Genomic DNA, 26,690 nt, shown 5'->3' on the forward strand with positions numbered 1-26,690 from the left:
CGCGACCCGCCGCCCCTGCGGCGCGCCCGCGCAGGCAGCGGACCGTAGGTCCGCCGCCGTGAGCGAAGTTTTGTAGCCCCTCACCGGGCGGGCGCATCCGCGCCCTTGGCCTCCGCCCTCCATAAGGGGGCGGCTTAGAGCCGATACCGCCAAGTGTGTCTTTTGCTGCTTGGTCTTGGTGCAACGGGAGCGACCGCGACCCGCCGCCCCTGCGGCGCGCCCGCGCAGGCAGCGGACCGTAGGTCCGCCGCCGTGAGCGAAGTTTTGTAGCCCCTCACCGGGCGGGCGCATCCGCGCCCTTGGCCTCCGCCCCCCATAAGGGGGCGGCTTAGAGCCGATACCGCCGATACCATGTGTGTTTTATTGCTGCTTGGTCTTGGTGCAACGGGAGCGACCGCGACCCGCCGCCCCTGCGGCGCGCCCCGCGCAGGCAGCGGACCGTAGGTCCGCCGCCGTGAGCGACAAAAAGCCAACGGGCGCGCCCGCGCGGGCGCGAACCTTCAGGTTCGCTGCCGTGAGCGACAATAAGCATTAACTGGTTCTCCTGAAGAGAACCAGTTAATGCGCCGCCAGGATCTGGTCGCGCAGCACCCGGGCTTCGAGGCGCATGTCGTCGACCCGCGCCTTGGCCACGTCGCCGACGCTGATCAGGCCCACCAATTCGCCGTCCTGCATCACCGGCAGGTGGCGCACGTGGTGTTTCTGCATCGTCGCCATGGCGTCCCAGCAGCTCTCCTCGGGATCGCAGGTGACGACGTGGGACGGACATCACGTCGCGCACCTCGAGGTCGAGCAGCGCCGCACCCTGGGCGGCCAGGCCATAGACGATGTCGCGTTCGGCGATGACGCCGACGATGTCGTCCTTGGCGTCGCAGACGACCAGCGAGCCGATGCGCTTGTGGCGCATGATATCGGCGGTTTCGGCGATCGAGCGGTCGGGCAGGACAGTGATCACGTCCTGTCCCTTTTTCCTGATGACGGCACCGACTTTCATGACGCACCTCCCTTCAGAGGCCGCCCGTTCGTGTCCCAGCGTTGGGCCTCCCCGGAAATCAACACGGGACCCGATCGGGACGGAAATTACCGAACATCCAGACAATTGTCTATTCTACCACATATGGGAACGGCCGGGCAAAACGGCACCCCAAAAACGCGCGCGTCCCATTGTCGCAGGATGCTGCCGGCCGATTTCCTTTGGCCGTCGTTCGCCCTAGATTCCTGGCATAGTGGCGCCAAAAAAGACCTGGCCAAACGGCTTTGGAGCAGCGCGACCGCGGCCGGCTTCCTGGTCTTCGGCATATTTACCCTGACCGGCAGGCACCATCCCGATCCCGTAGTCGCCGAGCGGGCGCTCGGTTTCGGCTCGACGCTGGTCATCGCCGGCCTGCTGGCCCTGGCCGCGTCCTGGCTGATCGCCGACCTCGACGCCATCTGGTGCCGCCCGCCAAGACGGCGCTGGTGGCGGTGGTAGGGGAATTCTCCTGACAATCCGATCCGGGTGAATTATCATCTCCGGAATTCGCCATTTCCGTCGCCAAGAGCCAAACGCTCGGAGATTTCCATGACCGCGGCCCGCCAACGCCCACCCACGCATCCCGGAGCCCTTCTGCGCCAGGACGTGCTGCCGGCGCTCGGCGTCAGCGTCGCCGCTGCAGCCCGCAATCTCGGCATTTCGCGCCAGGCGCTCCAACGCATTTTGGCCGAACGCGCGCCGGTGACCCCGGCCATGGCTCTGAGGCTCGATCGCTATTGCGGCAACGGTCCCGACTTTGGCTGGCCATGCAGAGCAAATGTGACCTTTGGGATACGGCATCCACGAACATCAATACACCAAAGACGAATTTCAAACCGAAATAAAATGTGGCGCACTACGAAAATACTGATCGACAGAAAATCGTGCGAGAAGTGAATTTGCATCAAAAAGTAAATTCGTTCAATCAATGAGAAATCGTAGAAGGTGTTGATAGATATGTTGACAACGCTACAACTTCTTAACTTTCGCGCTTTTCGAGATCATGAAATTCCGTTCGGTTCCACGTCTGTGTTGGTGGGGCGAAGCAACGCCGGAAAATCCACTGTCGTTGACGCACTTCGCCTCATATCTCTCGTTATTAATCGACTAGGTCGCCTCCCATTTAGGCAACCACCTTTTGAATATGATATTCCACAACGAATTATCGGGATTACCCCATCTACTCGCGATAGTGAAATTGAGTTTGCTACAATTTGTCATCGTTATGGCGATCCTCCGGCAATCATTAACGCAAAATTCGACACCGGTTATTCTATACAAATTTTTGTTGATACCAGCGGGTTTGTGTTTGGCGCTGTTTTTGATTCAGAGGGTCATAATTTTTCGTCCCGAGCAGAAGTAAGAAGTTTGGCCTAGCGCCGGGCCGCGACGTAGCGCTTGCATCCCGAAACGACCGGTGCTATGTTTTCACCGAACGAGCGTTCGTTGGGTAGCTTTGTGGTGGCTGGCGTCGTGGGCGCGCCATCAAGCGGGGACACGGTTGGCGGCGCCGGGTTTGGCGTAGCGGGTTATCAGAGCCATGTCCCCTTTCGACCGCGCTGATAGGGCAAAAAAATGACGGCAACGGCCATCAAGACCGAACCTTCCAACCGGCGCGGCGAGGTGCTCGATACCGCCGCGCGCCTGTTTGCCCGGCACGGCTATGACGCCACCTCGATCCGCGACATCGCCACCGACGTCGGCATGCAGCCGAGCTCGATCTACTATTTTTTCAAGTCGAAAGACGAACTTTTCGCCGCCGTCTATGCCGAGGGCGTCGAGCGCATCATGGCGGCCGTTAGATCCGCCACGCGGAACGGCGGCGCGCCCTGGCAGCGGCTGCGCTCGGCCTCGGCGGCCCATCTCGAGGCGCTGCTCACCGGCGGCGACTACGCCGCCGTGGTGATCCGGCAGCCGCCGGGGCGCGATGACGAGCTGCGCGATTTCCTGGTGGGTTATCGCGACCGTTACGAATCAATGTTCGGCGACATGGTGGCGGACTTGCCGCTGTTGAATGGCGGACGCGATCTGCGCTACCTGCGGCTCACGCTCCTGGGCGCGCTCAATTCCGTCGTCACCTGGTACCAGCCCGGCGGCGATGCGCCGGCCGCCATTGCCGGGCACATCGTCGATCTCATTCGCAGCCAACTCGATCCGGAGGCAACACCATGAGCGCAACTGAGGCCACGGGCGGGCGCCCGGCCAAGATCCTGCTGACCAAAATCGGCCTCGACGGCCACGACCGCGGCAGCCGCCTGGTCGCCACCTTCCTGCGCGATGCCGGCATGGAGGTGGTCTACACCGGGCCCTGGCAGGAGATCCCGGCCGTGGTCAACCTGGCCATACAAGAAGACGTCGACCTGATCGGCGTCTCGTCGCTGGCCACCGATCACCTGATCGTGCCCAAGCTGGTGACGGCGCTGGCCGAGGCGGGGCTCGAGAACGTCGCCGTGGTGGTCGGCGGCATCGTGCCCGACGGCGAGGAAAGCATGCTGCTGGAAGCCGGCATCGCCCACGTTTTCCATCCCGGCGCCGGTCGTGAGGAGATCGTCGAAAAGGTCAGCGAACTGGTCTCGGCCGGGCGCGCGGGCTAGGGGATCACGAGGGGGAAGAATCATGGCCGACACGGCACTAGACATCGGCACGGAGGGTGCGCCTGACGAATCGGCATCCGAGATGCCCCGCGACCGCTGGCAGCGTGAGTACGACTCGCAAGTGAGCGGCACGCGGCGCAACCGCTCGGGCCTGGAAATCAAACCGCTATACGGGCCCGAGGACTGGGATGCGCAACGCCATGACGCCGAGCTCGGATACCCGGGGCAGACGCCCACCACCCGCGGCATCCACGCCAGCATGCACCGCGGCCGGCCCTGGAGCCCGCGCCTGGTGGTGGGGTACGGCCTGCCCGAGGACTACAACGCGCGCATGCGTTCGCTCTACGACGTGGGGCTGACGGGGCTCTTTCTGGCGCCCTGCAACACCCACATGCGGGGCTATGACCCCGACGAGATGGAGCGCGAGCTGGTCGGCACCTGCGGCACGCTGATCTCGACCACGGACGATATGGCCAGGTGCATGGAGGACCTGCCCATCGAGCGCCACGGCATCAGCCTGGGCGACTGCGCGCCCTATACGCTGTCGTCCATGCTGCTCGGCGTGGCCGAACGGCGCGGTATTCCCTGGAAGAGCCTCAGCGGCACCTCCAATCAATCCGACTATCTTTCGCACTACGCGGCCTTGCACATGTTCTTCCGCGTGGCGCTCTCCGGCCAACGCCGGCTGCTGCTCGACCACATCGAGTGGATGGGCCGTGAGGTGCCGCGCTGGAACGCGCTCTCCATCGTCGGCCAGCACATGCAGCAGGCCGGAGCGACACCGGCCCAGGCCATGGGCTTGACGATTTCCTCGGCCATCCAGTACGCCGAGGATCTGCGCGCCCGGGGCCATGATCCCGACAGCTTCCTGCCGCGGTTCTCGTTCTTTTTCGATATCTCCATCGCCTTTTTCGAGGAAATTGCCAAATTCCGGGCTGGGCGCCGGGTTTGGAACCGGCTCACGCGCGAGCGCTTCGGGGCCCGGGATCCGCGCTCGCAGCGCTTTCGCTTTCATGCCCAGACCTCGGGCGCCGACCTCACGCGCCAGCAGCCGCTGAACAACATCGCCCGCGTCGCCGTCCAGGCCATGGCCGGCATCTTCGGCGGTCTGCAGTCGCTGCACACCGACAGCTATGACGAGGCCCTGGGCACGCCGACGGTACCGGCCGCGCAAATCGCCGTGGCCAGCCAGAACGTCCTGCGCGACGAGGCTCACCTCGATGACGTGATAGACCCGCTCGGCGGCTCTTTCTATGTCGAGAGTCTGACCGACGAGATGGAAGCCGAGATCCTGTCCGTTATCGCCAAGATCGATGCCGCCGGCGGCATGTACGCGGCGGTCGAGCAGGGCATCGTCCAGGCCATGATCGGCGATGCCGCCCAGGCCTGGCAGGAGCGCCTGGACTCAGGCCGTGAAACCCTGGTCGGTGTCAACGCCTATAGCGTCGAGGACGACGCCAGTCAGCGGCCTCGGCCGCTGGAACGCCTGGAGCCGGCCCGCCTGGACGGCTATCTCGAGCGCCTCGCGGCCTTCAAGCGCGAACGCGATGCCGAAGCGGTGCGGAAGGCTCGGGATGCTCTGGCCCGGGCCTGCAACAGCGACGACGACAATACCTTCGCCCGGGTGGTCGAGGCTTCAAAGGCCGGCGTCACCCATGGCGAGATCTGTGCCACGGTGCGGGCCGAATTAGGCTTCGGCGAGCCGCTGGTGATGGCCTGAGGAGCAATGGAGGGGAAGAAGATGGGCAAAGAGAACGCTCGCGAACGCTGGCAGCGCGAATACCACTCCCAGGCCGGTGACGAGCCGCGCCAGAACCGCTCCGGCATCGAGATCAAGCCGCTCTACGGCCCCGATGACCGGAACGCGGAAGCCCACGAGGCGGCGCTCGGCTATCCCGGGCAACTGCCCATGACCCGCGGCATCTATTCCTCGATGCACCGGGGCCGGCCCTGGTCGCGCCGCCAACTCGTCGGCCTGGGCCTCCCTGAGGATTACAACGCCCGCCTCAAGCAGATGATCGACGCCGGCACCAGTGCGGCCAGCATCATCCCCTGCAATTCCTTCATGCGCGGCTTCGATATCGACGAGGTCGAACCGGAACTCGTGGGCACCTGCGGCTCGACCATCAACACGCTGGAGGATCTGGATATTGCGCTCCGCGATATTCCGCTGGAGCGCATTTCGGTGGCGCTCAACGATCCGCTGCCCTTTACGCTCTTGGCCCAGATGCTGGCGCTGGGGGAAAGCCGCGGTGTGCCCTGGACGGCCATTACCGGCACTTCGAACCAGTCGGATTACATCTCCCACTTCGTCGCCAACCACATGTTCTACCGCCTCTCGCTGGCCGGCTCGCGCCGCGTGCTCTTGGACCACATCGTCTACACCAACCGGAACGTGCCCGGCTGGAACCCGATATCCGTGGTCGGCCAGCACATGCAGCAGGCCGGAGCGACGCCGGCCGAGGCCATGGCGTTCACGCTTTCGACGGCGCGCCAGTACGCCCGCGACTGTGTCGCCCGAGGTTTGGAAGTCGACAGCTTCCTGCCGCGCTTTACCTTCTTTTTCGACATCTCCATGAGCTTCTTCGAGGAGATCGCCAAGTTCCGCGCCGGCCGCCGGATCTGGGCCCGCCTCGCAGCTGAGGAGTTCGGGGCCGAGGATCCGCGGTCCTGGCGCTTCAAGTTCCACGCCCAGACCTCGGGCTCCGACCTCACCCGCCAGCAGCCCTTGAACAACATCGCCCGGGTCGCCGTGCAGGCCATGGCCGGCATCTTCGGCGGCCTGCAAAGCATGCACACCGACGCCTATGACGAGGCCCACGGCACGCCGGCCGAGGAAGCGGCGCGGGTGGCCGTGGCGACCCAGGCCATCCTGGGCCAGGAGGCACACCTGGAAGACGTGATAGATCCGCTCGGCGGCTCCTACTACGTCGAAACCTTGACCGACGGGATGGAAGCGGAAATCAGCGCCATCATGAATGAGATCGAGGCGGCCGGCGGCATGTACGCGGCCGTTGAGCAGGGCCTGGTGCAGGATCGCATCGGGCGTTCGGCGGTGGCCTTCCAGCAGCGCCTGGACAAGGGCCAGGAGACCATCGTCGGCGTCACCGCCTACCAGCACGGTGCGGCCGAAAGCGCGGCCGAGACCGGCCAGGACCGCCCCGCCCTGGATCAGATCGAATACCAGATCGCCAGGCTCAAACGCTTTCGCCAGAACAGGGACCAGGGTGCGCTGCGCCGCGCCATGGACGACCTGGCACGGGCCGCCAACGACGAAAGCATGAACATCTTCGAACACACCATCGCCGCCGCCCGGGCCGGCGCCACGCATGGCGAGATGGTCGCCTGCCTGCGCCGCGAGTTGGGCTTCGGCCAACCTTTGGTAGCCGCATGAACAAGACAGCCCAGGCCCAGAAGCCACAGGACCCACAGGACCCACAGGATTCACAGGATCCACAGGACCCACAGCAGGCCCAGAAGGCCAAGAAAACCAAGAAACGGCAAAAGGCCGCCAACACCGAGGCCAGCCTGGTCGAGCGTCTGCTGGGCGGCGAGCCGGTGGCGCTGGCCCGCGCCATCACGGCGGTCGAGAACCAGACCGAGCGTGCCGCCGAGATCATGGCCGCCATCCACCCGCACCTGGGTACGGCCTCGGTGATCGGCTTCACCGGCCCGCCCGGTGCCGGCAAGTCGACGCTGATCAACACCTTCGTCGAGGAACTCAGACGGCGCGACAAATCCGTCGGCATCGTCGCCGTCGATCCCTCCAGCCCGATCACCGGCGGCGCCATCCTGGGCGACCGCATCCGCATGTCGACCCACACCTTCGACCCCGGCGTTTTCGTGCGCTCGCTGGCCTCGCGCGGCCACCTGGGCGGGCTTTCGCGCACCGCCGCCCACGTCATCGACGTGATGGACGCGGCCGGCCGCGACATCGTGGTCATCGAGACCGTGGGTGCCGGCCAGTCCGAGGTCGAAATCGCCGAGATCGCCCACACGAAAGTGGTGGTCTGCGCGCCCGGGCTGGGCGACGACATCCAGGCCATCAAGGCCGGAATCCTGGAGATCGCCGACATCCTCGTGGTCAACAAGAGCGACCTGCCGCTGGCCGACCACACGGTGCGGCATTTGAGCGCCATGCTGGGCTTGCGTGACCACGACGCCCCCGAGGTGCCCATCGTCTCGACCACGGCGACCACAGGGGACGGCATGGCGGAACTGGCCGATGCCGTCGAGGCCCACGGCGAGATCTTCGCCACCGCCGAGCGCCGCCGCGACCCCCGGGTGCGCATCCGCCGCCTGGTCGCCGAGGCCGCCGGAAATCTCATCAGAGAACGCGCCAAGACCATCTCGGATGGCGATTTCGACGCTCTTTGCGACCGCGTGCAGCGCGGCGAGATCGACTTCGACGAGGCGGCCGAGACGATGTTGCGCGAGCGCCTGCTGGGACTGAGCTGACACCCACGGGGTGTCTTTGTGGGGTTGGCCCCGCTTGACAGTCTGCGCCAGCCTTCCGACCATGCCGTCCATGAGCGAGGGAAGCCAGCTACGCGTCGAGGTTGACGATGCTGTCCTGCGGGTCACCATCGAGCGCCCGGAAAAACGCAACGCGCTGAGCCGCGCCGTGCTGACCGAGTTGGGCCAGACCTTTCGCCAGGCGGCCGGCAACCAGGATCTTGTGGCTGCCGTGCTGCGTGGTGCCGGCGACAAGAGCTTCGCCGCCGGCGGCGACCTCAAGGATCTGGATTCCGTGCGCAGCCGGGCCCAGGCCGCTGAAATGGCCGATGACGCCAAGCGCGCCCTCGATGCCGTGCGCCAGTTTCCCCTGCCGGTCATTGCCGCGCTCAACGGCGATGCCTTGGGCGGTGGCGCCGAGTTGGCGCTGGCCTGCGATTTCCGTGTGCTGGCGGTTCATGCGCGCATCGGCTTTTTGCAGGGACGGCTGAACATTTCCACGGCCTGGGGCGGCGGTATCGATCTTTTGCAGAAGGTCGGCCTGACCACGGGGCTTTGGCTGCTGGCGGGGCGCGATCTGGTGGGCGGCGAGAGGGCCCTGGAGCTGGGTTTGGCCGAGGTCGTGGCAACCCAGGGCGAAACCCTCGACGCTGCCTTGGCGCCCGTTCTCGCGGCCATGCGGCGCCAGGCACCGCAGGTCATGCGGGCCTTCAAGGCCCTGGCGCTGGGGGTGGTCGGCGGGCTGGGACGGGCCGCGCTGGAGCGGCTGGAAACCGAGAACTTCGCCGATACCTGGATCCATGACGACCACTGGGCGGCGGTCGACAAGCTGCTGGCAGGAGATAGCTCATGAGCGACGCCAAAGCGAACCCCGGCCCCACGCTGGGCCCCGAGATCCCATCGGGCATCGAGGTGCCGGAGGTGGTCACCGGCGACATGGTCGAGGGATCGGGCGAGCGCCCGGGAGTTTACCCCTTCACCCGCGGCATCTTCCCCAACGGCTACCGCGGCCGGCTCTGGACCATCCGCCAGTATTCCGGCTTCGGCAGCGCCGAGGAAACCAACGCGCGCTACAAGTTCCTGCTCGACCAGGGCCAGACCGGGCTTTCCGTGGCGCTCGATCTGCCCACCCAGTGCGGCTATGACCCCACCCATCCCATGGCGCGGCCCGAGATCGGCAAGGTGGGGGTTTCGCTCTCGAGCCTTTCCGAGATGGAGTTGCTCTTTGACGGCATCGATCCCGGCGCCATCTCGACCTCGTTCACCATCAACGGCACGGCGCCCATCATCTACGCCATGTACGTCGCCGCGGCCGACAAGAAGGGCGTGGCCCGCGACCGCCTTACCGGCACCATCCAGAACGACATCCTCAAGGAATACGTCGCCCGCGGCACCTGGATCTTCCCGGTAAAGCCCTCGATGCGCCTGATCGCCGATACCATCCTTTATGCCAACCGGCAGACGCCGCGTTTCAATCCCATCAGCATCGCCGGCGCGCACTTTCGCGACGCCGGCGTCAGCGCCATCGAGGAGATGGGCTTCACGCTGGCCGACGGCCTGGCCTACGTCGACGAATTGCTGGCACGCGGCGGCGACGTCACGCACTTTGCCCGGCGGCTGAGCTTTTTCTTCTACGTCCACATGGACCTGTTCGAGGAAGTCGCAAAATTCCGCGCCGGGCGGCGCCTCTGGGCCAAGCTCTTGCGCGAACGCTACGGCGTCACCGACCCCAAGGCGCTGATGTTCCGTTTCGGCGTGGTCTGCGGCGGCTCCTCCCTGATCGCCTCGCAGCCCTACAACAACATCGTCCGCGTCGGCATCGAGAACCTGGCGGCGGTGCTGGGGGGGGCGCAGTCGATATTCACCTGCGCCTACGACGAAGCCTTCCAGATCCCCACCGAAACCAGCGCCGAGATCGCCGTACGTACGCAGCAGATCGTGGCCTACGAGAGCGGCGCCGCGCGCACCGTCGATCCCCTGGGCGGCAGCCACTACGTCGAGTGGCTGACCGACGAGATGGAAACCGGCATGCGCCAGGTGATCGACGAGATCGAAGCCTATGGCGGTGCCGTCAAGGCCATCGAGGAGGGTTATCTGCAAAGCCGCACGGCCCAGGCGGCCAAGCGGCGCAAGGAAAAGATCGACGAGGGCGAAACCGTGGTGGTGGGCCAGAACTACTTCCGCCGCGACGACGGCACGAACGATTTTGGCGAGGTCTTCCGCCTCGACCCCGAAGTCAGTGCCCGGGTGCTGGAGAAGTATCAGGCGATACTCGACAGTCGCGACAACGCCGCCGCCGAGGCGGCGCTCGGGGCCCTCGACGAGGCGGCCGGGGAGGATGGGGAAAACCTGCTGCCCTACCTGATCGAGTGCTGCCACGCCTACGCCACGGTGGGAGAGATGGTGGCGGTGCTGAAGGCGCGCTGGGGCGAGTTCCAGGAACCGGTGAAGTTCTGAGGGGGATGATGGCATTAAACGGCAAACGCATTCTCATCGCCAAGCCGGGGCTCGATGGCCACGACGTGGGCGCCAAGATCATTGCGCTCGCCTTGCGTGACGCCGGGGCCGAGGTCATCTACACGGGGCTGCGCAAGTCGCCCGAATACATCGTGCGCGTCGCCATCGAGGAGGACGTCGATGCCGTGGGGCTCTCGATCCTCAGCGGCAGCCACCTGGAGCTGGTGGCCGAGACCGTCAAGGCGTTGGCCGACCAGGGCGCTGAGGTGGCGCTTTTCGTCGGCGGCACCATACCGCAGACCGACCACGCGGCCTTGGCCGCGGCCGGCGCGGCCGGTGTCTTCACGGCCGAGATGAAGGTCGCCGACGTGGTGGCGGCGGTGGCCGAGACGTTGGCGAAGTGAAGGATCCGTAGCACCTACACCGCAAGCCATGCTGCCATGACCCAAACGGTATTCCCCAACCTGTTTTCCGCCTTTGATCTCGGTCGTTACCGATTTCGAAATCGCATATTCGTAACCGGCCACATGACCATGATGGTTACCGGCGGTGTGCCCAATGATCAGCAGGTCGCTTACTACAAAGAGCGCGCGCGGGGCGGCGTCGGATTGATCGTCATGGAGGCGGCGGCCGTTCACAAGACGGCCCTGAGAGGTGGCAGCGTCATTGACGCTTCCGACGATGCCTGCATCCCCGGCTATTCGCTTGTCGCTGAAGCCTGCGCCGAGTACGACTGTCCGGTTATTGCTCAGCTGTTCCATCCGGGCCGGGAAATGACCCTGGCCCCGGACGGCTCGCGCCTGGTCGCGTACGCACCGTCAGCCGTGCCAAACGAACGTTTCCGGGTGATGCCGCGTGCGTTGCCTGAATCCCTGATCCATGAAATCGTTTCCGGCTATGGCGATGCGGCCAGGCGCCTCGAAAACGCCGGTCTGGCTGGGACTGAAATAGTCGCTAGCATGGGATACCTGCCGTCACAGTTTCTCAATCCGAACGTCAATCAACGGTGCGATGAATACGGCGGCAATTTCGAAAACCGTTTGCGGTTCTTACGCGAAGTGATCGCCAATATTCGCGATAAGACCAAAAACACTTTTCTGCTTGGGGTACGTATCTCTATCGAAGAAATGACTCACGACGGGCTAGACAGTACTGTATCTACGAAAATCTGTCAGGCCTTGGACAAGGATAGGACACTCGACTACCTGAACATCATTGCTGGATCTTCTTCAGATGCCGCCGGGGCCATTCACATAGCTCCGCCCATGGTTGTTGAAAACGCTTACCTGGCGGCACCGGCCGGTCATTTGCGTGGGCTGTTGAACACACCGATTTTTTTGGCTGGGCGCATAAACCAGCCGCAAGACGCGGAGGCCATTCTCGATCGTGGGCAAGCCGATATGTGCGGCATGACACGCGCCACGATCTGCGACCCAAACATGCCCAACAAGGCAGCGGCGGGAGAGACAGACGATATCCGGGCCTGTATTGCTTGCAATCAGGCCTGCATTGGCCATGAACAGGTGGGCTATCCCATTTCCTGTATCCAGCGGCCGGAAACTGGGCGCGAGCTGATTTACGGCACCTTGAGGCCTGCGCCCACCTCCCGCAAGATCATGGTTGTCGGCGGCGGGCCGGCGGGGATGAAAGCCTCTATCGAGGCTAGCAGAAGGGGGCATGCCGTAACGCTTTATGAAGCCACGCGGCGGCTGGGCGGCCAGGCTCTGCTCGCGCAACAGCTCCCGGGGCGGGCCGAATTCGGTGGCCTTATAAGCAATCTGGAGCGCGAGATCGAGAGCGCGGGCGTCAAGGTCCAGACCGCCACGCTGGTGGACATCGCCACCATCGAACAGCAACAACCCGATGCCATCGTCTTGGCTACCGGGGCGTTGCCCTATCGCCCCCCTCTGGAGCTCAGCGATGATGCGTCTGTTGTTGAGGGATGGTCCGTTATTGATGGCAGCGCACAGGTCGGCGCATCGGTCGTCATCGCGGATTGGCGCTGCGACTGGGTCGGATTGGGCATCGCGGAAAAGCTGGTTCGCGAGGGTTGTCAGGTCAGGCTTTGTGTTTCGGGCATTGCCGCCGGCGAGTTCATACAGCCTTATGTTCGGGATAAATGGAACGGCATTCTGCATTCTCTCGGTGTGAAGGTAATTCCCTATATGCGGCTGGTTGGCGCCGACGTGGGTAGCGCTTATCTGCAACATACCGTTTCGGGCGAGATATCTGAGATCGGCGAAATAGACACGGTAGTTCTGGCGCAAGGGCACATCGCTCGCACCGAGTTGGAAAACAGTCTGGCGGGCTACCCGTTTGAAATTCATGTGATCGGTGATTGCCTGGCTCCGCGCACGGCAGAGGAGGCAATTCTCGAAGGCATGAAAACGGGACATATGTTGTAGTTAATCGGGAAATACAAAATGGCACGTCGTGTCGGTGGCAGAGCGGCAAAGCGCGCTGGAAAGACGCAGCATGAAGCGGCATCAGTGAAAGCGGTGCGCGGAGGTCAATACAAGCCGCTCAGCGATGCTGACGTGAGCAAAATCCATGACGCGGCACTGGAAATTCTCGAAACGGTTGGCATGGCTGGGGCCACAGACGAAGTCCGTGCCCTGGCCGTCGAATCGGGGTGTATCGCCAGCGCTGGCGGACGCCTTCAGTTTCCCCGTTCGTGGATTGACGACCTGATTGCCGCAATGCCGAAACAAATTACCCTATGTGGTCGAACGGAAGCGCTGGATGTGCAGCTTGGTGTCGGGCAGACCCATTTTGCCACCGGCGGTATGGCTGTGCAAATGGTTGATCTCGATACAGGGGACTATCGAGCCTCAACACTGAAGGACCTTTACGATTGCGCCCGCGTGGTCAACGCGCTGGAAAATATCCAGGTATTCAACCGTACCTGTGTACCCTCGGATATATCCAATCCGCGCGAATTCGACCTCGCCATCGCCTATGCCTGCGTGGCCGGAACCACCAAGCCTCTCGGTATCGGTTTCAGTCATCCGGCCCATGTCGGCGAGTGTCGGGAGATGTTTGATGTCATTCTTGGTGGCGATGGCCGCTTTGCAGACCGGCCTTTCGCGACCTGCAATACCTGCGCCGTCGTGCCGCCGTTGACCTATGGCGAGGAAAACACGGTTGTCGCCCTGCAAGCGGCGCGGTTGGGCTTCCCTGTCAAAATGGTCAATGCGGCCCAGGCAGGCGCCACCGCCCCGGCCGTCCTGGCGGGGACCTTGGCCCAAACCGTGGCCGAGACACTGGCTGGAATGGCTCTGGTACAACTGGCCAAGGCGGGCGCCCCGGTGATCTGGGCCAACTGGCCATTTGTATCGGATTTGCGGACGGGAGCTTTCACTGGCGGTGGTGGTGAAATCACCGTTCTGAACGCCGCTTCGGCCCAAATAGCGCGCTGGTATGGTTTTCCAAACAGTGTGGCGGGCGGCATGACCGACGCCAAGGAAATGGATGCACAGTACGGTTATGAAAAGGGCATGACCGATCTCGCGGCGGGGCTGGCGGGAGCCGACGTCATATACGAAAGTGTCGGGATGATCGGGTCGATCATTGGCTGCGCCTTGGAAAATTTCGTGCTCGACAACGAAATGCTCGGTGCCGCTCGCCAAACAATCAAGGGAATCGAAATAAATGACGAAACCCTGTCGGTCGACGTCATTCGCGATGTCTGTACGATGGACCAGGGGCATTATCTCGACCATGCGCAAACGCTGGAGTTGATGAAGACGGAATATCGATATCCGACGCTGGCCAGTCGGGAAACCGTGGAGGCATGGGATGAGGCGGGCAGGCCCTCTTTGCGGGAGGGAGCCAAAGTTCGGGCACGCGAAATTCTTGCAGCGGCCGAACCGCAAATTTCAAAAGAGATGGAAGACAAGATTTCCGCCCGATTGCCTGTTCATCGGGTGCATCATGGATAACGGCAATATTGCGGTCGAAAACGGCCCCACTCGGCTCCACCACAAAGCTGTGGGAAGCGGTCGACCGGCTATCCTCTTTATCCATGGCTATGGTGGCGATGCTCGCCATTGGCGGCACCAAATCGAGGCTTTGTCCAGGGTAACCTCATGCGTTTCATTCGATTTGCGTGGCCATGGAAGGAGCCGGTCTTTCCTGACAGGGTGCAATATCGAGGTCGCCGCCAATGACGCATTGGCGGTATCCCAGGAGGTGGCCGGCAAATCACCCATGGTCGTTGTCGGGCACAGCATGGGAGCCCGAATAGCACTGCAAGTGGCCATGACGGCGCCGAACCGTGTCAGCGAACTGGTTCTTGTCGACGGCAGTTGTGCGCCCGACGATCCGAAGGCCATCGCGCGGGGGGCGGAACAGGAGATTTCCCGCCTTGGTTACGAGCAGTTCGCCCGGAAGACTCTGAACGGATATTTGGTCGATCAGCTGCCGGCAAAAGATCAGCGATCCCTGCTTGCTTCCAATCTTCTGCTCGATCCGAAAGTGGCCATTACGTATTTGGCAAGTATGGCGCAATGGGATGGCCAGGGATTCGATGCCGCCACGGCGGGGGTGCAGGCAAAAGTCACCGTGCTGCAGTCCACCTCACTTGCAGAAGATACATCCCTGCCAAGGTTTCGTATTGCCGAATTGGCGACGTCGCGTTGGCTGGATGCATGGTCTCGACAGGCGCAGGCATACATCAAGAGGGTACCGAACGCCGGTCACTACACCATGCTTGAAGATCCGGCGGTGGTAACGAATGCCATCCAGAATGCCTTTCTCTCCGCCAGCCCAGTCAAGGATTGGGAGATCCGATCCAAGGCATGAATCAACAGGCCCCAACAAAATAACCCCTTGCCGTTGATGGGGCGGGCAGGGGTGGGGGAGGGGCGCTTACCTCCGGTCGCGGCCGCCCATGATCTCCATGTCTTTGTAGAGCTCGGGATTTTCCGGCTCGTAAAGGGCCCGGGTCTGATCGTCCAGGCCGCCCAGATAGTGTTGCGCCTGTTGTGGCGACATGGCCTCCACTGTGCCGTCCGGGTGCTGAATGGCGACGCCGCTTTGTTGCAGCGTCTTCAGCCGGCGGGCCCGTTCCTCGTCGTCGGGCGTACAGACCAGCATGCAAGTGCCGCAGGTCAGTTGAACGTCTTTTCCCTTGGAGGCGTAAATCAGCGGTGCCTGCAGGGTGTGGCCCGGCAAATAGGGCCTCTCCGCCCATGAATCGTAGGCCCAGGCCGTGGCCGGCTTGAGATCCTCGTCCTTCTTGGGAATGGGAAAGCGGCCCGGTGACCAGGTCGACCAGCGGCCCGAGGGATGCAGGCCGGTGAAGCCGCCGCAGACATAGGAACAGCGCTCATAGCTGGTGCGTTCGCCATAGCTGAACTCGAGGCCGCCCATGGTCACGGATACGCGCTGTTTTTTGGCTTCGCCCAAAAAACCCGAGGGGCAGGCGGCCACGCATTCCATCTTGTCGCAATCGCAGAAACTCTGTTCTGCCGGCAAGGGCTCCGTCGCCCCCAGTTCGGCCTTCGTCACCATGGTGCCGAGCACCACGTTGGCGCCGTGCTCCAGCGTCAGCACGTTGCCCGAGAGGCCGAACCAACCGACCCCACCACGCGCCGCGAGCAGGCGGTGGGAAATGTCGGGATGTTGCTCCCAGGGCACCGATTGGTCGTCGTTGCGGTATACCTGGTTGGCCTGGACGCCGACGGCTTCGAACCCGCATTCCTGGAAGAAGGAGGCCAGCTGCGAGGCCACCCCGGTGGCCATGGTGTTGGTATCGTTGTAGTCGACCTGGTGGCCGTCCCTGTCCTGCTTGGCCAGGTAGTCGCGGATCTTGTCCTGGTCGAGCGGCAGGGCGAAGGTCACGGCCGATTTGGCACCGGGCAGCACGTATTCGAGATCGGTCGACGGCGGCCCGCCTTCCAGGGTTTCGAGCGTCGTGATCCCGACCGCCGAGGCGCCGCAATTCTTGACGAAAGTCTTGGCCTTCTCGGTCAACATCTCGGCCGTGATGGTGATCGTCGGCATCAGGTGTTCCTGGCCTACCATGGCAGCGTTCCTCCCGTCGGTCGTGTCCGGAAAATTCCGCGAACGGGAGCAGTTTACCCGGGTTTGCGACCTCAAGCCACGCTTCAGCAACGGGGAGGGCCAAGGCGTCACGGGCCAAGGCGTCACGGCGTCTCGAATTGATCGTTCGGTTTCGCTGTCAGTTGTCGCGGGCGCCCTGGTTGATCCAGAACCTCACCAGCAGCCTTTCGCACTTGGACAAGCGCTTGCCCTCGTGCGGCATGCGGATGCTGGCCTCGGCGCGATGATCGATGACGACCACCAGGTTGCTCGTGAAGGCGCTGCGCGGCACCACGATGGGGCCGTGCTTGGTGCCTTTCATGAGGCTTTGGTAGGTCCTCAAATCGAGACCGCTTTGCTCGTAGCCCTTTTCACCCGGCTGGTGGCACTCCAGGCAGCGCAACTCGAGGATGGGAAAGACGTCGTGTTCGAAGCTGACCACTTCCGCCGCCAGCGCCGCCGGCCACCACAGCAACGCCGACACGATGGCGAAAAGGCCGTTCCTTCCGATGCAAGGCATGTCCAACCCCCTTTCGCGGTGGAGGGTTTGAACCATGCAGGGCCAATTCCGGGCGACCGAATCCGGCCGAGCCCTACCTGCCCGCAGCCGCGGCGGAGGCGTAGCGCCAATCGGCGGGCGTGCCGCCGATACGTCGACGGTGCGGGCGACAAACTCCACCGCGTTCAGGCTATGCCATGAGGTGTACCCTGTCGCCGTGGCATATCGTCACGGCCGGCTGACGACAACGGCTTGACGAAAATTGCGGCACCGAGACTGCCATTTGGCGATCTTGGGCGGCGATTCACCAACTGGCTCTCCCCGGTTGCCCTCGGTTGCCCTCGGTTGCCAATGATGGCAATGGTGGCCTAGTTTTTGGGTGGCCAGGCTGAAGAGGAGAGACAACGTGCCGAAAGCTCTGTTGACCGGCTCTTTCGTGGCCCTGATCACGCCCATGAACCAAGACTATTCCATCGACTTCGGCGGCTTTGGCACGCTGATCGAGTTCCAGCGCCGGAACGGCTCGTCCGGGGTCCTGATCATGGGATCATCGGGCGAGGTTTCCATGCTGACGCCGGAGGAACGCCACGCCATCGTCCGCCAGACCGTGAAGCACAAGCAGCCGGGCCTGGAGATGTGGTACGGCTGTACCGGCCCCACCACCGAAGCCACCATCGCCTACGTCAAGCAGGCGGCGGCCGAAGGCGCCGACGGTGCGGTGATCGCCGCGCCTGCCTACATTTGCGCCGCCAACCAAGACATCGTCGAATACTTCCTCGAAGTGGCCGATGCCTCGCCCATTGCGCTGGGCGTCTACAACAACCCGCCCCGGGTCAAGACGGACTTGACGGCCGAGGAGATCCTGCGCCTGGCCGAACATCCCATGATCCGGGTCTTGAAGGAATCCACCGCCCGGGTGGCTCAGGTGGCACAGCTCGCCCGTGCCAAACCCGAGATCAGCCTGATGTGCTGCTGTTCCCCCAACCTGGGCCTGATCGTGCCGACCATGTCCTTGGGCGGACACGGCACGGCCAACATGACCGGCAACCTCATCCCCCGCGAGATGGCGGTGATCTCCAAGCCCTGGCAAAGCCAGGAAGACGCGGAGAATTTCCGCGCCGCCTATCTGCGCAATTTGCCCATGCTCCACTACGCCTATTCGGCCATCAATCCGGTGCCGATGAAGTCGCTGATGGCGGCGCTGGGCTTGCCGGCCGGGCCGCTGCGCAAACCGCTGAACGCACTTCGCGGCGAGGCCTTGCAACGCGGCCTGGATATCGTGCGTGAGCTGGACCTGGTCCGGGCTTACGGCTTGTCGCCGGTCCGCAGCCTCGATGCCGCCGAATAGAGGCTAGACCTCGCGCCCCATCAAGGCCCGCGGCGTGGATCTGTGTGCCGCACCGGTGTCGTGAAGGCGCCGGATATTGGCGTTCCGACAGCTCTGTTTCAAACGTTATGCGTATATCGCAAAGCGCTATACGCCAAGCGGAAAACCTGTTCCCGCGAACGCTACTTCGCGTTTGTCGCACTTGCCGCTATCGTGCAGCATATGGTTGGGGGCAGCGGAAAGGCGGGAGCATGGCATCACCGACATACGTGGAGACGCCCGGCGCCAAGATGGTCTACCTGATCAAGCGCCGCTCGAGGGCTTCGCACGAGGAGCTGATCGCGCACTGGTTCGCCAACCACATGCCGCCCACGATCGCGCGCATGGAGAAGAACAAAAAATCCGGCAAGCTGCATGCCAGCCGTTACGTGGCGACGCTTTTCGATCTCCGGGCCGGCAAACCCCACGTTTGGGACGGCATGGCACATCTCTGGTACCCGGAGGTGCCGCCGCCGCCGCCCCTTCCCCATGGCACGGAGCCCAGCGATACCTTCCAGGAAATGGCCGAGCCCTACCACCCCTGGGCGACGCGCGAGTACCTGGCCATGGACGGCGCACTGCCGCTCGAGCCGCCGACGCTGGACCCGCCGTTTCCCTGCACGCGAAGCGGTTTCTTCAAGGTCACGTTCCTGGTTCCCATGCAAGCAGGCGGCGACCGCGAGGCGCTATTCGCCCACTGGCTCGAGGTTCACATCCCCAACGTGCGCCACACCATGGAAGGCATTGGCGGCTTTCGCTACGCCGTCAGCCACAGCCTGCAGCCGGAGACGGAACCCTATGCCGGCATGGCGGAATTGTATTTTGCCAACGCCTCGGGCTGGGCCCGCTATCGCGAACACATCAAACCCGACGGCATGCAAGAGTGGGTCGATTACGAGCGGCTGCTGATATTCACCAGTGGCACGGAGATGGTGGGGATTGCCTAGGCCGCCCTGACGGCGCGCCTGATCTCGGCGCCGTGCTTCTTTTCCGCCCGGGCCAGATCGAAATCGGCCTGCAACCTGAGCCAGACCTTGGCACTGCCGCCCAAGTAGGCAGCCAGGCGCAACGCGGTTTCGGGCGAAACGGCGCGGCTCATTTTCAGGATCGCCGCAATGCGCGTCGGCGGCACACCCAATTCGAGGGCGAAACGATGCGCGCTCAGCCTCCGGGCGGCAAGCTCGTCCTTGAGGATTTCACCGGGGTGAGTGGAGAGGGGCACGGGTCGTTTCTCCCTGTCGCTGCTTGCGACCGCGGGCGCGCCGCGGTCAATAATGGTCCGGGATCTCATTCCTCAGGCCCGAAAACGTCAGCCGTGATTTGCCGGCGGGTCGTTATCTCCGTTGTCATGGCCGGGGTGTCGGTTGCGGCCTGCTTTCCGCTTGCATCAAAAGGCGCAGGGACGCATCGTCCGCCGAACGACGGATCCGCGATACCAGCCGAGGGAGGAAAAAATGGACGTGAAGAGCAAGAAGGCCATCGTCTTCGGGGGCACATCCGGGATCGGGTTGGCCACCGCGCGGCAGCTCGCGGATGCCGGAAGCGATGTGATCGCCATCAGCCGCGAACCCGAGAAAGCCGGCGATCCCGGCCCGGGCATAACCTTGGAGCAATGCGACGTTCGTGATCGCGAGGCGCTGCCGGCGTTATTTCAGAAGCTGGCGCCCTTCGACATTCTAATAAGCGCCGCCACCGGTGGTGGGCGCGCCGTCGGCCCGTTCCTGGAAATGGACATGGATGGCTATCAGCGTTCTTTCGACAAGCTGTGGGGCTATGCCAATATCGTGCGTTTCGGGGCCGAGCACCTGTCGGCGGAGGGCAATATCGTGCTGGTCTCCGGTGCCCCGGCACGCCGCATGAAACCCGGCCAGATCGCCATTGGATCGGTCGGCGGCGCTGTCGAGGCCTTCGTACGCGGTGTCGCTCCCGAACTCGCGCCCCGCCGCATCAACGTTGTCTCGCCCGGCCAAATCGACACACCGATGGTGCCGCTCGAGGGCGCCGAGCGCGAAGCGCTTTACAAAAAGAATACCGCCAGCCACCTCATTCCCCGCGCCGGCACGGCCGACGAAGTGGCCCAGGCGATCATGCTGGTGGTGCAAAACGACTTCATGACCGGGACCACCGTGGACGTTGACGGCGGATGGCTTTTGTCGTGAGGCGGGCTATAGGGCGGTGGGCAGGAGATTTGGCATAGGCGCCGGAACGGTTGCTACGGAGCAACTAGCCGTAGGCGGCAGTATGAGAGGAAACCATCATGAAGCTTTTTCACGCCCCGAATTCGCGTTCCATGCGCATCGTCTGGTTGCTTGAGGAACTGGGTCTCGAGTACGAACTGGTCGGCTTCAAGCTGGGTGACAAGGCCATGCGCGAGCCCGAGTATCTGCGGCTAAACCCCATGGGCCGGGTTCCCACCTTGCAGGACGGCGACGTCACGATTTTCGAATCCGGGGCCATCGTCGAATACGTCCTGGCCAGGCATGGCGGGGGGAGAATGGTTCCCGATAGCGCCTCGCCGGAATTCGCTGATTACCTCCAGTGGCTGCACTACGCCGAAGGCATGATCATGCCGCAGGTCAACATCATCATCGTCGAGACCCTGTTCCTACCCGAGGAAAAACGCAATCCAGTCAATCTCGCCCGGGCGCAAAAGCTCCTGAACAAGAGCCTGCAAGCGGTCGAGACGGGCCTTGAGGGACGCGACTACGTCGCCGGCGGGTTTTCCGGGGCCGATATCATGACGGGGCACGCCTGCGTCGTTGCCGAACGGCTGGGGGCGGATCTCGCGGAGCTGCCCAACGTCAAAGCCTATGTCGAGCGCCTGAAAAACCGGCCGGCCCTGCAAATGGCCATGGCGGCGTGAGCGCGGTGTGAGGGTGATCGGCTGGGCCAAACGGCTTCACCGACACGGAGAATCAGTTAGACAATCTTGGTTCTCCATTGGACATTGCAAGAGTCCGTGAACTTCCCCCCGGCCAATCCAAGGATTTGGCCGAATCGGGCGGGGTCTGCTTTCGCCCCCGACAATCCCCTCACCCCACCAACCTCTCCCGCCCGGCCCAATAGGGCGCCCGCAACTCCCGCTTCAGCACCTTGCCCACGGCGCTTCGCGGTATGGCGTTCGTGAAATCCACCGTCTTTGGCGCTTTGACGCTGCCGATCTTCTGTTTGCAAAGAGCGATGATGTCGTCGGCGCTGGCTTCATGGCCGGGTTTGAGCTCGACGATCGCCTTGATCGCCTCGCCCCATTTTTCATCCGGCACGCCGATGACGGCGCATTCCTGGACCGCCTCGTGGGCCAGGATCGCTGCCTCGACCTCCGTCGAGTAGACGTTGAAGCCGCCGCTTATGATCATGTCCTTGGCCCGGTCGACCAGCGTGTAGTAGCCGTCCGGGTCGCAAAAGCCCACGTCGCCGGTGTGGTACCAACCAAAGGCGAAGGCTTCTTCCGTGGCTTCGGGGCTTTGGTAGTAGCCTTTCATGACCATCAGCGAGCGCACCACGATCTCGCCGGTTTCGCCTTCGCCCAGCAGGCGGCCGTCTTCGGCCATGATGGCGAGTTCGACACCCGGCGCGGCGCGGCCGCAGCCGCGGAGGCGGTCGTCAGGGGCGATTTCATTGCCGATCTCGTTGCCGACGAAATGTTCGGCGGGGGGCAGGTACGTCAGCGGAAACAGCGTTTCCGTCTGGCCGAACATCTGGGTCATGACGGGGCCGAAAACGTCGATGGCTTCCCTGAGCCGCGTCGGTGACATGGGCGAGGCGCCGTACATGAAGAATTCCAGGCTGGAGTAGTCGAAGTCGCGCACCTCCGGCACGGCCAGCATGAGGTAGATCAGCGTCGGCGGCAGAAAGAGCGAACTCACGCCGTGGCGCGGGATGGCGGCCAGGATGTTCTTGGGCTCGGGCACGCCCTGCAGCACCAGCGTGCCGCCGGCGGCGTAGATGGCATACGTGATGTAGCCCGCCGCGTGGGTCAGCGGCGCCACGGCGAAATAGACCGGGCGTTTCCTGAACGGCAGCGTGGCCGAGAGCACCAGGGTCTGGACCGCCGTGGCCCGGTGGGTCTGCTCGACGCCCTTGGGCGTGCCCGTGGTGCCGCCGGTGCCGGCCATCATGACGATGCCTTCGGGGTCGTAATCGTGCGGCAGCTCGGCTGCCGGGTGCTCGGCGATCCAGTCCAGGAATGCCGGGCCGCCGTCGGGCTCGTCGAGGCAGACGAGAAGTTTTATGCCGGGTATGCGGGCGCGAAATTCCGTCACGCTATCGGCGAACCGGCTTTGGTAAAACAGCACGTCGCAGTGAAAATTTTCCAGCACGTAGGCGTGGTTGTCGGCGGCGTCGCGGGGATTGAGCGGCACCCAGGTCAGCCCGGCCCGCATCAGCGAGAGCGTGGCGCTGACCGAAAGCGGGTGGTTGAGGCTGAGCACAGCACCTTTCCCCGACTCGAAGCCGGCGGCCTTCAGCGCCTGGGCCGCCTTGAGCGTCATCTCGCGGACCTCGGCATAGGTATGCCGGCTGCCGTCGTCGTCGCTGACCAGGCAGTCGCCATCCGGGTTGATCTCGCAACCCCGGTCGAAATAGTCGATCAAACGCATGAACGCCCCCGCTGCTCCCCAACCGCGCCGCACAGTGTAGACTGGTGGCCGGAGGACCCGCCATGCCCAAGACAAGCCCATGACCAAGATCGTCGACCTTTCCGTGGCCATCGAGGACCATTTGCGCTGGCCCGTGGACCGCAAGCTGCTGGCCTCGCATGACGAAGGCTCGAATTTCCAGGTGACCTATGTGGGCGGCGCCGTGCACGGCTTCACTCACATGGATGCACCGATCCATTTCGTGGCCGGCGGGGCGACCAGCAGCGAGGTGGCGCTGGAGAAAACCGTGGGCGAGGCGGCCATGGTCGATCTCCGGCCCATCGCCGAGAACACCGAAATCACGACCGAGGCGTTGGCGGCGCGGGCCGGGCACGTGGGCGAGGGCGACATCGTGCTGCTCAAGACCTGCTGGGACGAGCAACGCGAATTCCACACGCCCGAGTTCTGGACCACGGCACCATACCTCTCGCGGGGTGCCTGCGAATGGCTGCTGGAACGCGGCATCCGGGCGCTGGGCGTCGATTTCCCCCAGGACTACCCGATCCGCGGCCTGCTCAGCGGCGAAATGGCACCGACCAGCGAATACGTCAGCCACGACGTTTTGCTCAGGAATGGCGTCATCCTGATCGAATACCTTTGCAACATGGGCGCGCTGGAGCAGGACCGCGTCATGCTGGTGGCACTGCCGCTCAAGCTCCCCGAATCCGACGGCGCCCCCAGCCGCGTCATCGCACTGCTCGACTAGTCGGGAGACCGCCATGAAACTCGGCCGCTTCATCGTCGACAGCCATGTGCATGCCCAGCGCTTCGCCGCCGGCAAGGCCTTCCAGGAGAAGATCGGCAAGGATACCGAGAAGGCGTCGTATACCGACCTGGCCGGCACCATGGCGCTCTTGGAGCCCTACGACAATTCGCCCCGGTTGCTCTATGACATGGACGTCTACAGCGTCGACATGTGCGTGCTGCTGCCGGCTTTCGGCATGACCAACGAGCTGAATGCCGAGCTTGTCGAGCGCCACCCCGACCGCTTCGTCGCCGTCTGCTCCGCCACGGACACGGCCCAGAAGGCGGCCCGCGGCGAAGCCCCCTGGACACCCGAGGCGGCGGCGGCGGAATGCGATGAACTGCTCGCCAGTGGCAAGTTCGTCGGGCTGGGCGAGGGCTTTCCCGCCGATGCCGGCAATCGCAAGACCGTGGGCCAGGTCGAGCGCCTGGACCAGATCCGTCCCACCATGGCGGTGGCGCAAAAGCACGGCGTGCCCGTGCGCATGCACACGGGCGTCATCATGGGCTATCCGCTGACGCATCATTTCTGGCCCGAAACCCTCAATCCCATGTGGGCCACCGACTTGGCCGTCGAGTTTCCCGACGTGCCCATCATCCTGGAGCACGGCGGCCTGCAGGGCTGGTGGTCGGAACGCCTGGTGGAAGAGGCGCTTTGCGTCGCTGCGGCCAACGACAACGTTTTCCTCGAAACCGGCCTCTGGTGGTCGGAGCTCTACAAGAAGGCGCTGATGGATCCCAACATCGGTGCCGAGAAACTCCTGTGGGGCTGCGATTGGGGAGCGTCCATTCCCTTCCATGCGCAATACGATTCGCAGCCGCCGGCCTACGCCGTGCAGGTGCGCAAGCAAAAGCTGGTGCGCCACCAGATCGACGTCTGGGGCTGGAGCTTGAAGCAGCTCTGGCGCCTCGACATCGTGCAGGACGATCTGAATTTGATTTTAGGTGGCAACGCGGCGCGGCTCTACCAGTTGCCGGTGCCCCACAAGCGCCTCTTCCGTCCGGCCTACAACGCGCCGCAGGAGCCGCCGGTCGCCGATGACGAGGATAGTATTGCGCCGCAATGTTGTTGATGAGGGAATCCGATGACGAAGCCGACAAGCAACACCGAACAGTTGAGCGATCTCGACGTCTGGCTGGAAAAGGCCGAGGCTTTGGGCGAGATCAAGCGCATCGAGGCGCCGGTCAACGCCGACCTGGAAGCCGCCACCGTGGCCTATATGTCGGGCCGCGAAGTGGGTAGCCCGGCGATCCTCTTCGAGAACATCGAAGGCCACGAGGGCTACCGGGCGCTTTTCAACATGCTGGGCTCGAGCCTCAACCGCCTGGCGCTGGCCATCGGCGAGGAGCCCAGCGACGATGCCGTGGCGCTGGTGCGGGTGCTCAAGGAAAAGATGCACAGGAAAGAGGCGCCGCGCGTCGTGGCGGCCGAAGGCGCGCTGGTCAACCAGAACATCGAACGCGGCGACGATATCGACGTGGGCAAGTTTCCCGCCCCGCGCATGTGGCCCTTGGACGGCGGGCGCTACATCGGCACCGCCGATGCCGTGATCACGCGCGATCCGGAAAGCGGGCGCATCAACCTGGGCACCTACCGCCAGATGATCAAGGGGCCGAACGAGGTGGGTTTCTATGTCTCACCGGGGAAGGATGCGCTGCTCGATCGCGAGAAATGGTGGAAGCTGGGCAAGCCGGCCCCGGTGGCGGCGGTCTACGGCCTCGATCCGCTGCTTTTTATCGTCGCCGCCACCAGCTTTCCCAAGGGCGAATCGGAATACGACTACTACAGCGGCATCAACGGCGACCCCATCGAGGTCTTCGAGTCCGACGTCACCGGCCTCCTGCTGCCGGCCCGGGCCGAGATCATCGTCGAGGGCTTTTGCTATCCCGACGAGACCTTCGACGAGGGGCCGTTTGGCGAGTTCACCGGCTATTACGGGCGGCCCGAGGCGCCGACGCCCTACATCCGCATCGACACCGTGCGGCACCGCGACAATCCCACGCTGACCTGCGCCCTGATGGCGGATTGGCCTTCCAACGAATGCGGCCTCTTCTGGGCCATGGCCCGGGCCGCCAAGATCTGGAACGACCTCGACAAGATGGGCGTGCCCGGCATCCGCACCGTCTGGTCGCCGCCCGAGGCCGCCGGCTGGGGCATGACGGTGGTGTCGATAGAACAGGCCTACCCCGGCCACGCGGCCCAGGTCATGGCGCTGGCGGCCCAGTGCATGGGCGGGGCTTATTTTTCGAAATACATCGTCGTCGTCGACCACGACGTCGACGCCACCAGCCTGGCCGAAGTGGTCTGGGCCATGGTGACGCGGTCGCGCCCGGCCCAGTCGATCGACATTCTGCGCGAGACCTGGTCGACTTTCCTCGATCCCAGCCAGAACCCGCCCGAGATCCGGCCCATCGGCTCCAAGTGCCTGATCAACGCCTGCATGGAATTTCGCTACTTGAACGACTTCGCACCGCGCAGCAAGCTCTCCGAGCGGGCCTACGGGGCGGCCGTCGGGCGCTGGCAGGAACTCGGCTTCGAGGGCCCGCCGCCCAGCCTTTCGGTGTTCGAGGAGACGCCGTTCGAGGAGCCTGAATAGCGCCGTGGCGCGCCTGCCGCCAGAGGTCGGCGGCAAGGCGCGGCGCCTGATTGAGCGGCGCTGACTCTTCCTAACCCGGCCACCCGAGAGCAAATCCCGCTGCACTCCAACAGTTTATTTTTAAACGAAAAAAATTCCTAGTTAGTCCCCTGTTAAGAAGCCGTTTTGAGCATTGAGATCGGGGTTAGCGCGGCCCATATTGCGGCGATGATTTTGCACAAAAGTTTCCTCAACCACTTGAGGATGAGGCGGAAGTTGTAGCCGACGGCGGTCATGACGGCGTT

26 protein-coding genes are annotated in these 26,690 nt (G+C 63.7%); 21 read left to right on the forward strand and 5 right to left on the reverse strand.

The genetic code is table 11. The annotated features are described in order from the left end of the window. Nucleotides 1-558: 558 nt before the first annotated feature. Nucleotides 559-717 carry a CBS domain-containing protein gene (locus tag QGG75_21160; GenBank protein MDP6069736.1) on the reverse strand — a complete coding sequence of 53 codons (159 nt, stop codon included), beginning with the start codon at nucleotides 715-717 and terminating at the stop codon, nucleotides 559-561. Between QGG75_21160 and QGG75_21165 the strand changes: the two genes are divergently transcribed. From QGG75_21165 to QGG75_21230, 14 genes are all read left to right on the forward strand, one after another. Beyond that, nucleotides 716-1,471, forward strand: a complete 756-nt coding sequence (locus QGG75_21165) for a hypothetical protein (GenBank protein ID MDP6069737.1) — start codon at nucleotides 716-718, stop codon at nucleotides 1,469-1,471. The two genes, QGG75_21160 and QGG75_21165, sit on opposite strands and share 2 nt — an antisense overlap. A gap of 90 nt (nucleotides 1,472-1,561) precedes the next feature. Further along, a complete protein-coding gene (locus tag QGG75_21170) occupies nucleotides 1,562-1,909 on the forward strand; it encodes a HigA family addiction module antitoxin (protein ID MDP6069738.1) in 348 nt (115 codons plus the stop codon). Nucleotides 1,910-1,969: 60 nt separating this feature from the next. Then, nucleotides 1,970-2,389, forward strand: coding sequence for an AAA family ATPase (locus QGG75_21175; protein MDP6069739.1), 420 nt, complete (start codon nucleotides 1,970-1,972; stop codon nucleotides 2,387-2,389). 198 nt (nucleotides 2,390-2,587) lie between these two features. Then, the gene (locus tag QGG75_21180; protein MDP6069740.1) at nucleotides 2,588-3,184 is read left to right on the forward strand and encodes a TetR/AcrR family transcriptional regulator; all 597 of its coding nucleotides are present in this window, start codon (nucleotides 2,588-2,590) and stop codon (nucleotides 3,182-3,184) included. Further along, nucleotides 3,181-3,606, forward strand: coding sequence for a cobalamin-dependent protein (locus QGG75_21185; protein MDP6069741.1), 426 nt, complete (start codon nucleotides 3,181-3,183; stop codon nucleotides 3,604-3,606). Before QGG75_21180 ends, QGG75_21185 begins: the two co-directional genes overlap by 4 nt. A 22-nt stretch (nucleotides 3,607-3,628) precedes the next feature. After that, the gene (locus tag QGG75_21190) at nucleotides 3,629-5,326 is read left to right on the forward strand and encodes an acyl-CoA mutase large subunit family protein (protein ID MDP6069742.1); all 1,698 of its coding nucleotides are present in this window, start codon (nucleotides 3,629-3,631) and stop codon (nucleotides 5,324-5,326) included. Between the two features lie 21 nt (nucleotides 5,327-5,347). After that, a complete protein-coding gene (locus QGG75_21195) occupies nucleotides 5,348-7,000 on the forward strand; it encodes an acyl-CoA mutase large subunit family protein (protein ID MDP6069743.1) in 1,653 nt (550 codons plus the stop codon). Beyond that, entirely contained in the window at nucleotides 6,997-8,064 is a 1,068-nt protein-coding gene (gene meaB, locus QGG75_21200; GenBank protein ID MDP6069744.1) for a methylmalonyl Co-A mutase-associated GTPase MeaB, read from the forward strand. Before QGG75_21195 ends, meaB begins: the two co-directional genes overlap by 4 nt. A gap of 70 nt (nucleotides 8,065-8,134) precedes the next feature. Beyond that, a complete protein-coding gene (locus tag QGG75_21205; protein ID MDP6069745.1) occupies nucleotides 8,135-8,914 on the forward strand; it encodes an enoyl-CoA hydratase/isomerase family protein in 780 nt (259 codons plus the stop codon). Next, nucleotides 8,911-10,518 carry a methylmalonyl-CoA mutase family protein gene (locus QGG75_21210; protein MDP6069746.1) on the forward strand — a complete coding sequence of 536 codons (1,608 nt, stop codon included), beginning with the start codon at nucleotides 8,911-8,913 and terminating at the stop codon, nucleotides 10,516-10,518. Before QGG75_21205 ends, QGG75_21210 begins: the two co-directional genes overlap by 4 nt. Before the next feature lie 5 nt (nucleotides 10,519-10,523). Then, nucleotides 10,524-10,922: a cobalamin-dependent protein gene (locus QGG75_21215; protein MDP6069747.1), complete on the forward strand. Its 399-nt coding sequence runs from the start codon at nucleotides 10,524-10,526 to the stop codon at nucleotides 10,920-10,922. A 36-nt stretch (nucleotides 10,923-10,958) separates the two neighbouring features. Then, nucleotides 10,959-12,923 (forward strand): FAD-dependent oxidoreductase, encoded by a 1,965-nt coding sequence (locus tag QGG75_21220; protein ID MDP6069748.1) that lies wholly within the window; start codon nucleotides 10,959-10,961, stop codon nucleotides 12,921-12,923. A gap of 18 nt (nucleotides 12,924-12,941) precedes the next feature. After that, nucleotides 12,942-14,459, forward strand: a complete 1,518-nt coding sequence (locus QGG75_21225) for a trimethylamine methyltransferase family protein (GenBank protein ID MDP6069749.1) — start codon at nucleotides 12,942-12,944, stop codon at nucleotides 14,457-14,459. Beyond that, nucleotides 14,452-15,321: an alpha/beta hydrolase gene (locus QGG75_21230; protein ID MDP6069750.1), complete on the forward strand. Its 870-nt coding sequence runs from the start codon at nucleotides 14,452-14,454 to the stop codon at nucleotides 15,319-15,321. The genes QGG75_21225 and QGG75_21230 overlap by 8 nt, the downstream gene beginning before the upstream one ends. Before the next feature lie 66 nt (nucleotides 15,322-15,387). Here the strand turns inward: QGG75_21230 and QGG75_21235 are convergent, their stop codons facing one another. Both QGG75_21235 and QGG75_21240 read right to left on the reverse strand, forming a co-directional pair. Next, complete coding sequence (locus QGG75_21235) at nucleotides 15,388-16,545, reverse strand: epoxyqueuosine reductase (GenBank protein MDP6069751.1); 1,158 nt, start codon at nucleotides 16,543-16,545, stop codon at nucleotides 15,388-15,390. 157 nt (nucleotides 16,546-16,702) lie between these two features. After that, entirely contained in the window at nucleotides 16,703-17,083 is a 381-nt protein-coding gene (locus QGG75_21240; GenBank protein ID MDP6069752.1) for a c-type cytochrome domain-containing protein, read from the reverse strand. A 385-nt stretch (nucleotides 17,084-17,468) separates the two neighbouring features. Between QGG75_21240 and QGG75_21245 the strand changes: the two genes are divergently transcribed. Then, on the forward strand, nucleotides 17,469-18,410 hold the full coding sequence (locus QGG75_21245) for a dihydrodipicolinate synthase family protein (protein MDP6069753.1): 942 nt from the start codon (nucleotides 17,469-17,471) through the stop codon (nucleotides 18,408-18,410). Between the two features lie 230 nt (nucleotides 18,411-18,640). Further along, entirely contained in the window at nucleotides 18,641-19,375 is a 735-nt protein-coding gene (locus QGG75_21250) for an EthD domain-containing protein (GenBank protein ID MDP6069754.1), read from the forward strand. Here the strand turns inward: QGG75_21250 and QGG75_21255 are convergent. After that, a complete protein-coding gene (locus QGG75_21255; GenBank protein ID MDP6069755.1) occupies nucleotides 19,372-19,650 on the reverse strand; it encodes a HigA family addiction module antitoxin in 279 nt (92 codons plus the stop codon). The genes QGG75_21250 and QGG75_21255 overlap by 4 nt on opposite strands. A 232-nt stretch (nucleotides 19,651-19,882) precedes the next feature. Here QGG75_21255 and QGG75_21260 point away from each other — a divergent pair, with 232 nt between their 5' ends. Together QGG75_21260 and QGG75_21265 are read left to right on the forward strand one after the other, a co-directional pair. Further along, a complete protein-coding gene (locus QGG75_21260; GenBank protein MDP6069756.1) occupies nucleotides 19,883-20,587 on the forward strand; it encodes an SDR family oxidoreductase in 705 nt (234 codons plus the stop codon). Nucleotides 20,588-20,685: 98 nt separating this feature from the next. Continuing rightward, nucleotides 20,686-21,291 carry a glutathione S-transferase family protein gene (locus QGG75_21265; GenBank protein MDP6069757.1) on the forward strand — a complete coding sequence of 202 codons (606 nt, stop codon included), beginning with the start codon at nucleotides 20,686-20,688 and terminating at the stop codon, nucleotides 21,289-21,291. 169 nt (nucleotides 21,292-21,460) lie between these two features. Here QGG75_21265 and QGG75_21270 read toward each other — a convergent pair whose 3' ends face one another. After that, a complete protein-coding gene (locus tag QGG75_21270) occupies nucleotides 21,461-23,026 on the reverse strand; it encodes an AMP-binding protein (GenBank protein MDP6069758.1) in 1,566 nt (521 codons plus the stop codon). 79 nt (nucleotides 23,027-23,105) lie between these two features. On the opposite strand from QGG75_21270, the gene QGG75_21275 reads away from it, so the two are divergent. From QGG75_21275 to QGG75_21285, 3 genes are read left to right on the forward strand one after another with little or no spacing between them, the layout of a single operon-like run. Then, nucleotides 23,106-23,771, forward strand: coding sequence for a cyclase family protein (locus QGG75_21275; protein MDP6069759.1), 666 nt, complete (start codon nucleotides 23,106-23,108; stop codon nucleotides 23,769-23,771). 13 nt (nucleotides 23,772-23,784) lie between these two features. Then, nucleotides 23,785-24,882 (forward strand): amidohydrolase family protein, encoded by a 1,098-nt coding sequence (locus QGG75_21280; GenBank protein ID MDP6069760.1) that lies wholly within the window; start codon nucleotides 23,785-23,787, stop codon nucleotides 24,880-24,882. 12 nt (nucleotides 24,883-24,894) lie between these two features. After that, nucleotides 24,895-26,406 carry a UbiD family decarboxylase gene (locus QGG75_21285; protein ID MDP6069761.1) on the forward strand — a complete coding sequence of 504 codons (1,512 nt, stop codon included), beginning with the start codon at nucleotides 24,895-24,897 and terminating at the stop codon, nucleotides 26,404-26,406. Nucleotides 26,407-26,690 lie beyond the last annotated feature (284 nt).

The sequence above is a fragment of the Alphaproteobacteria bacterium genome (genome assembly GCA_030740435.1).
Classification (GTDB): Bacteria; Pseudomonadota; Alphaproteobacteria; order UBA2966; family UBA2966.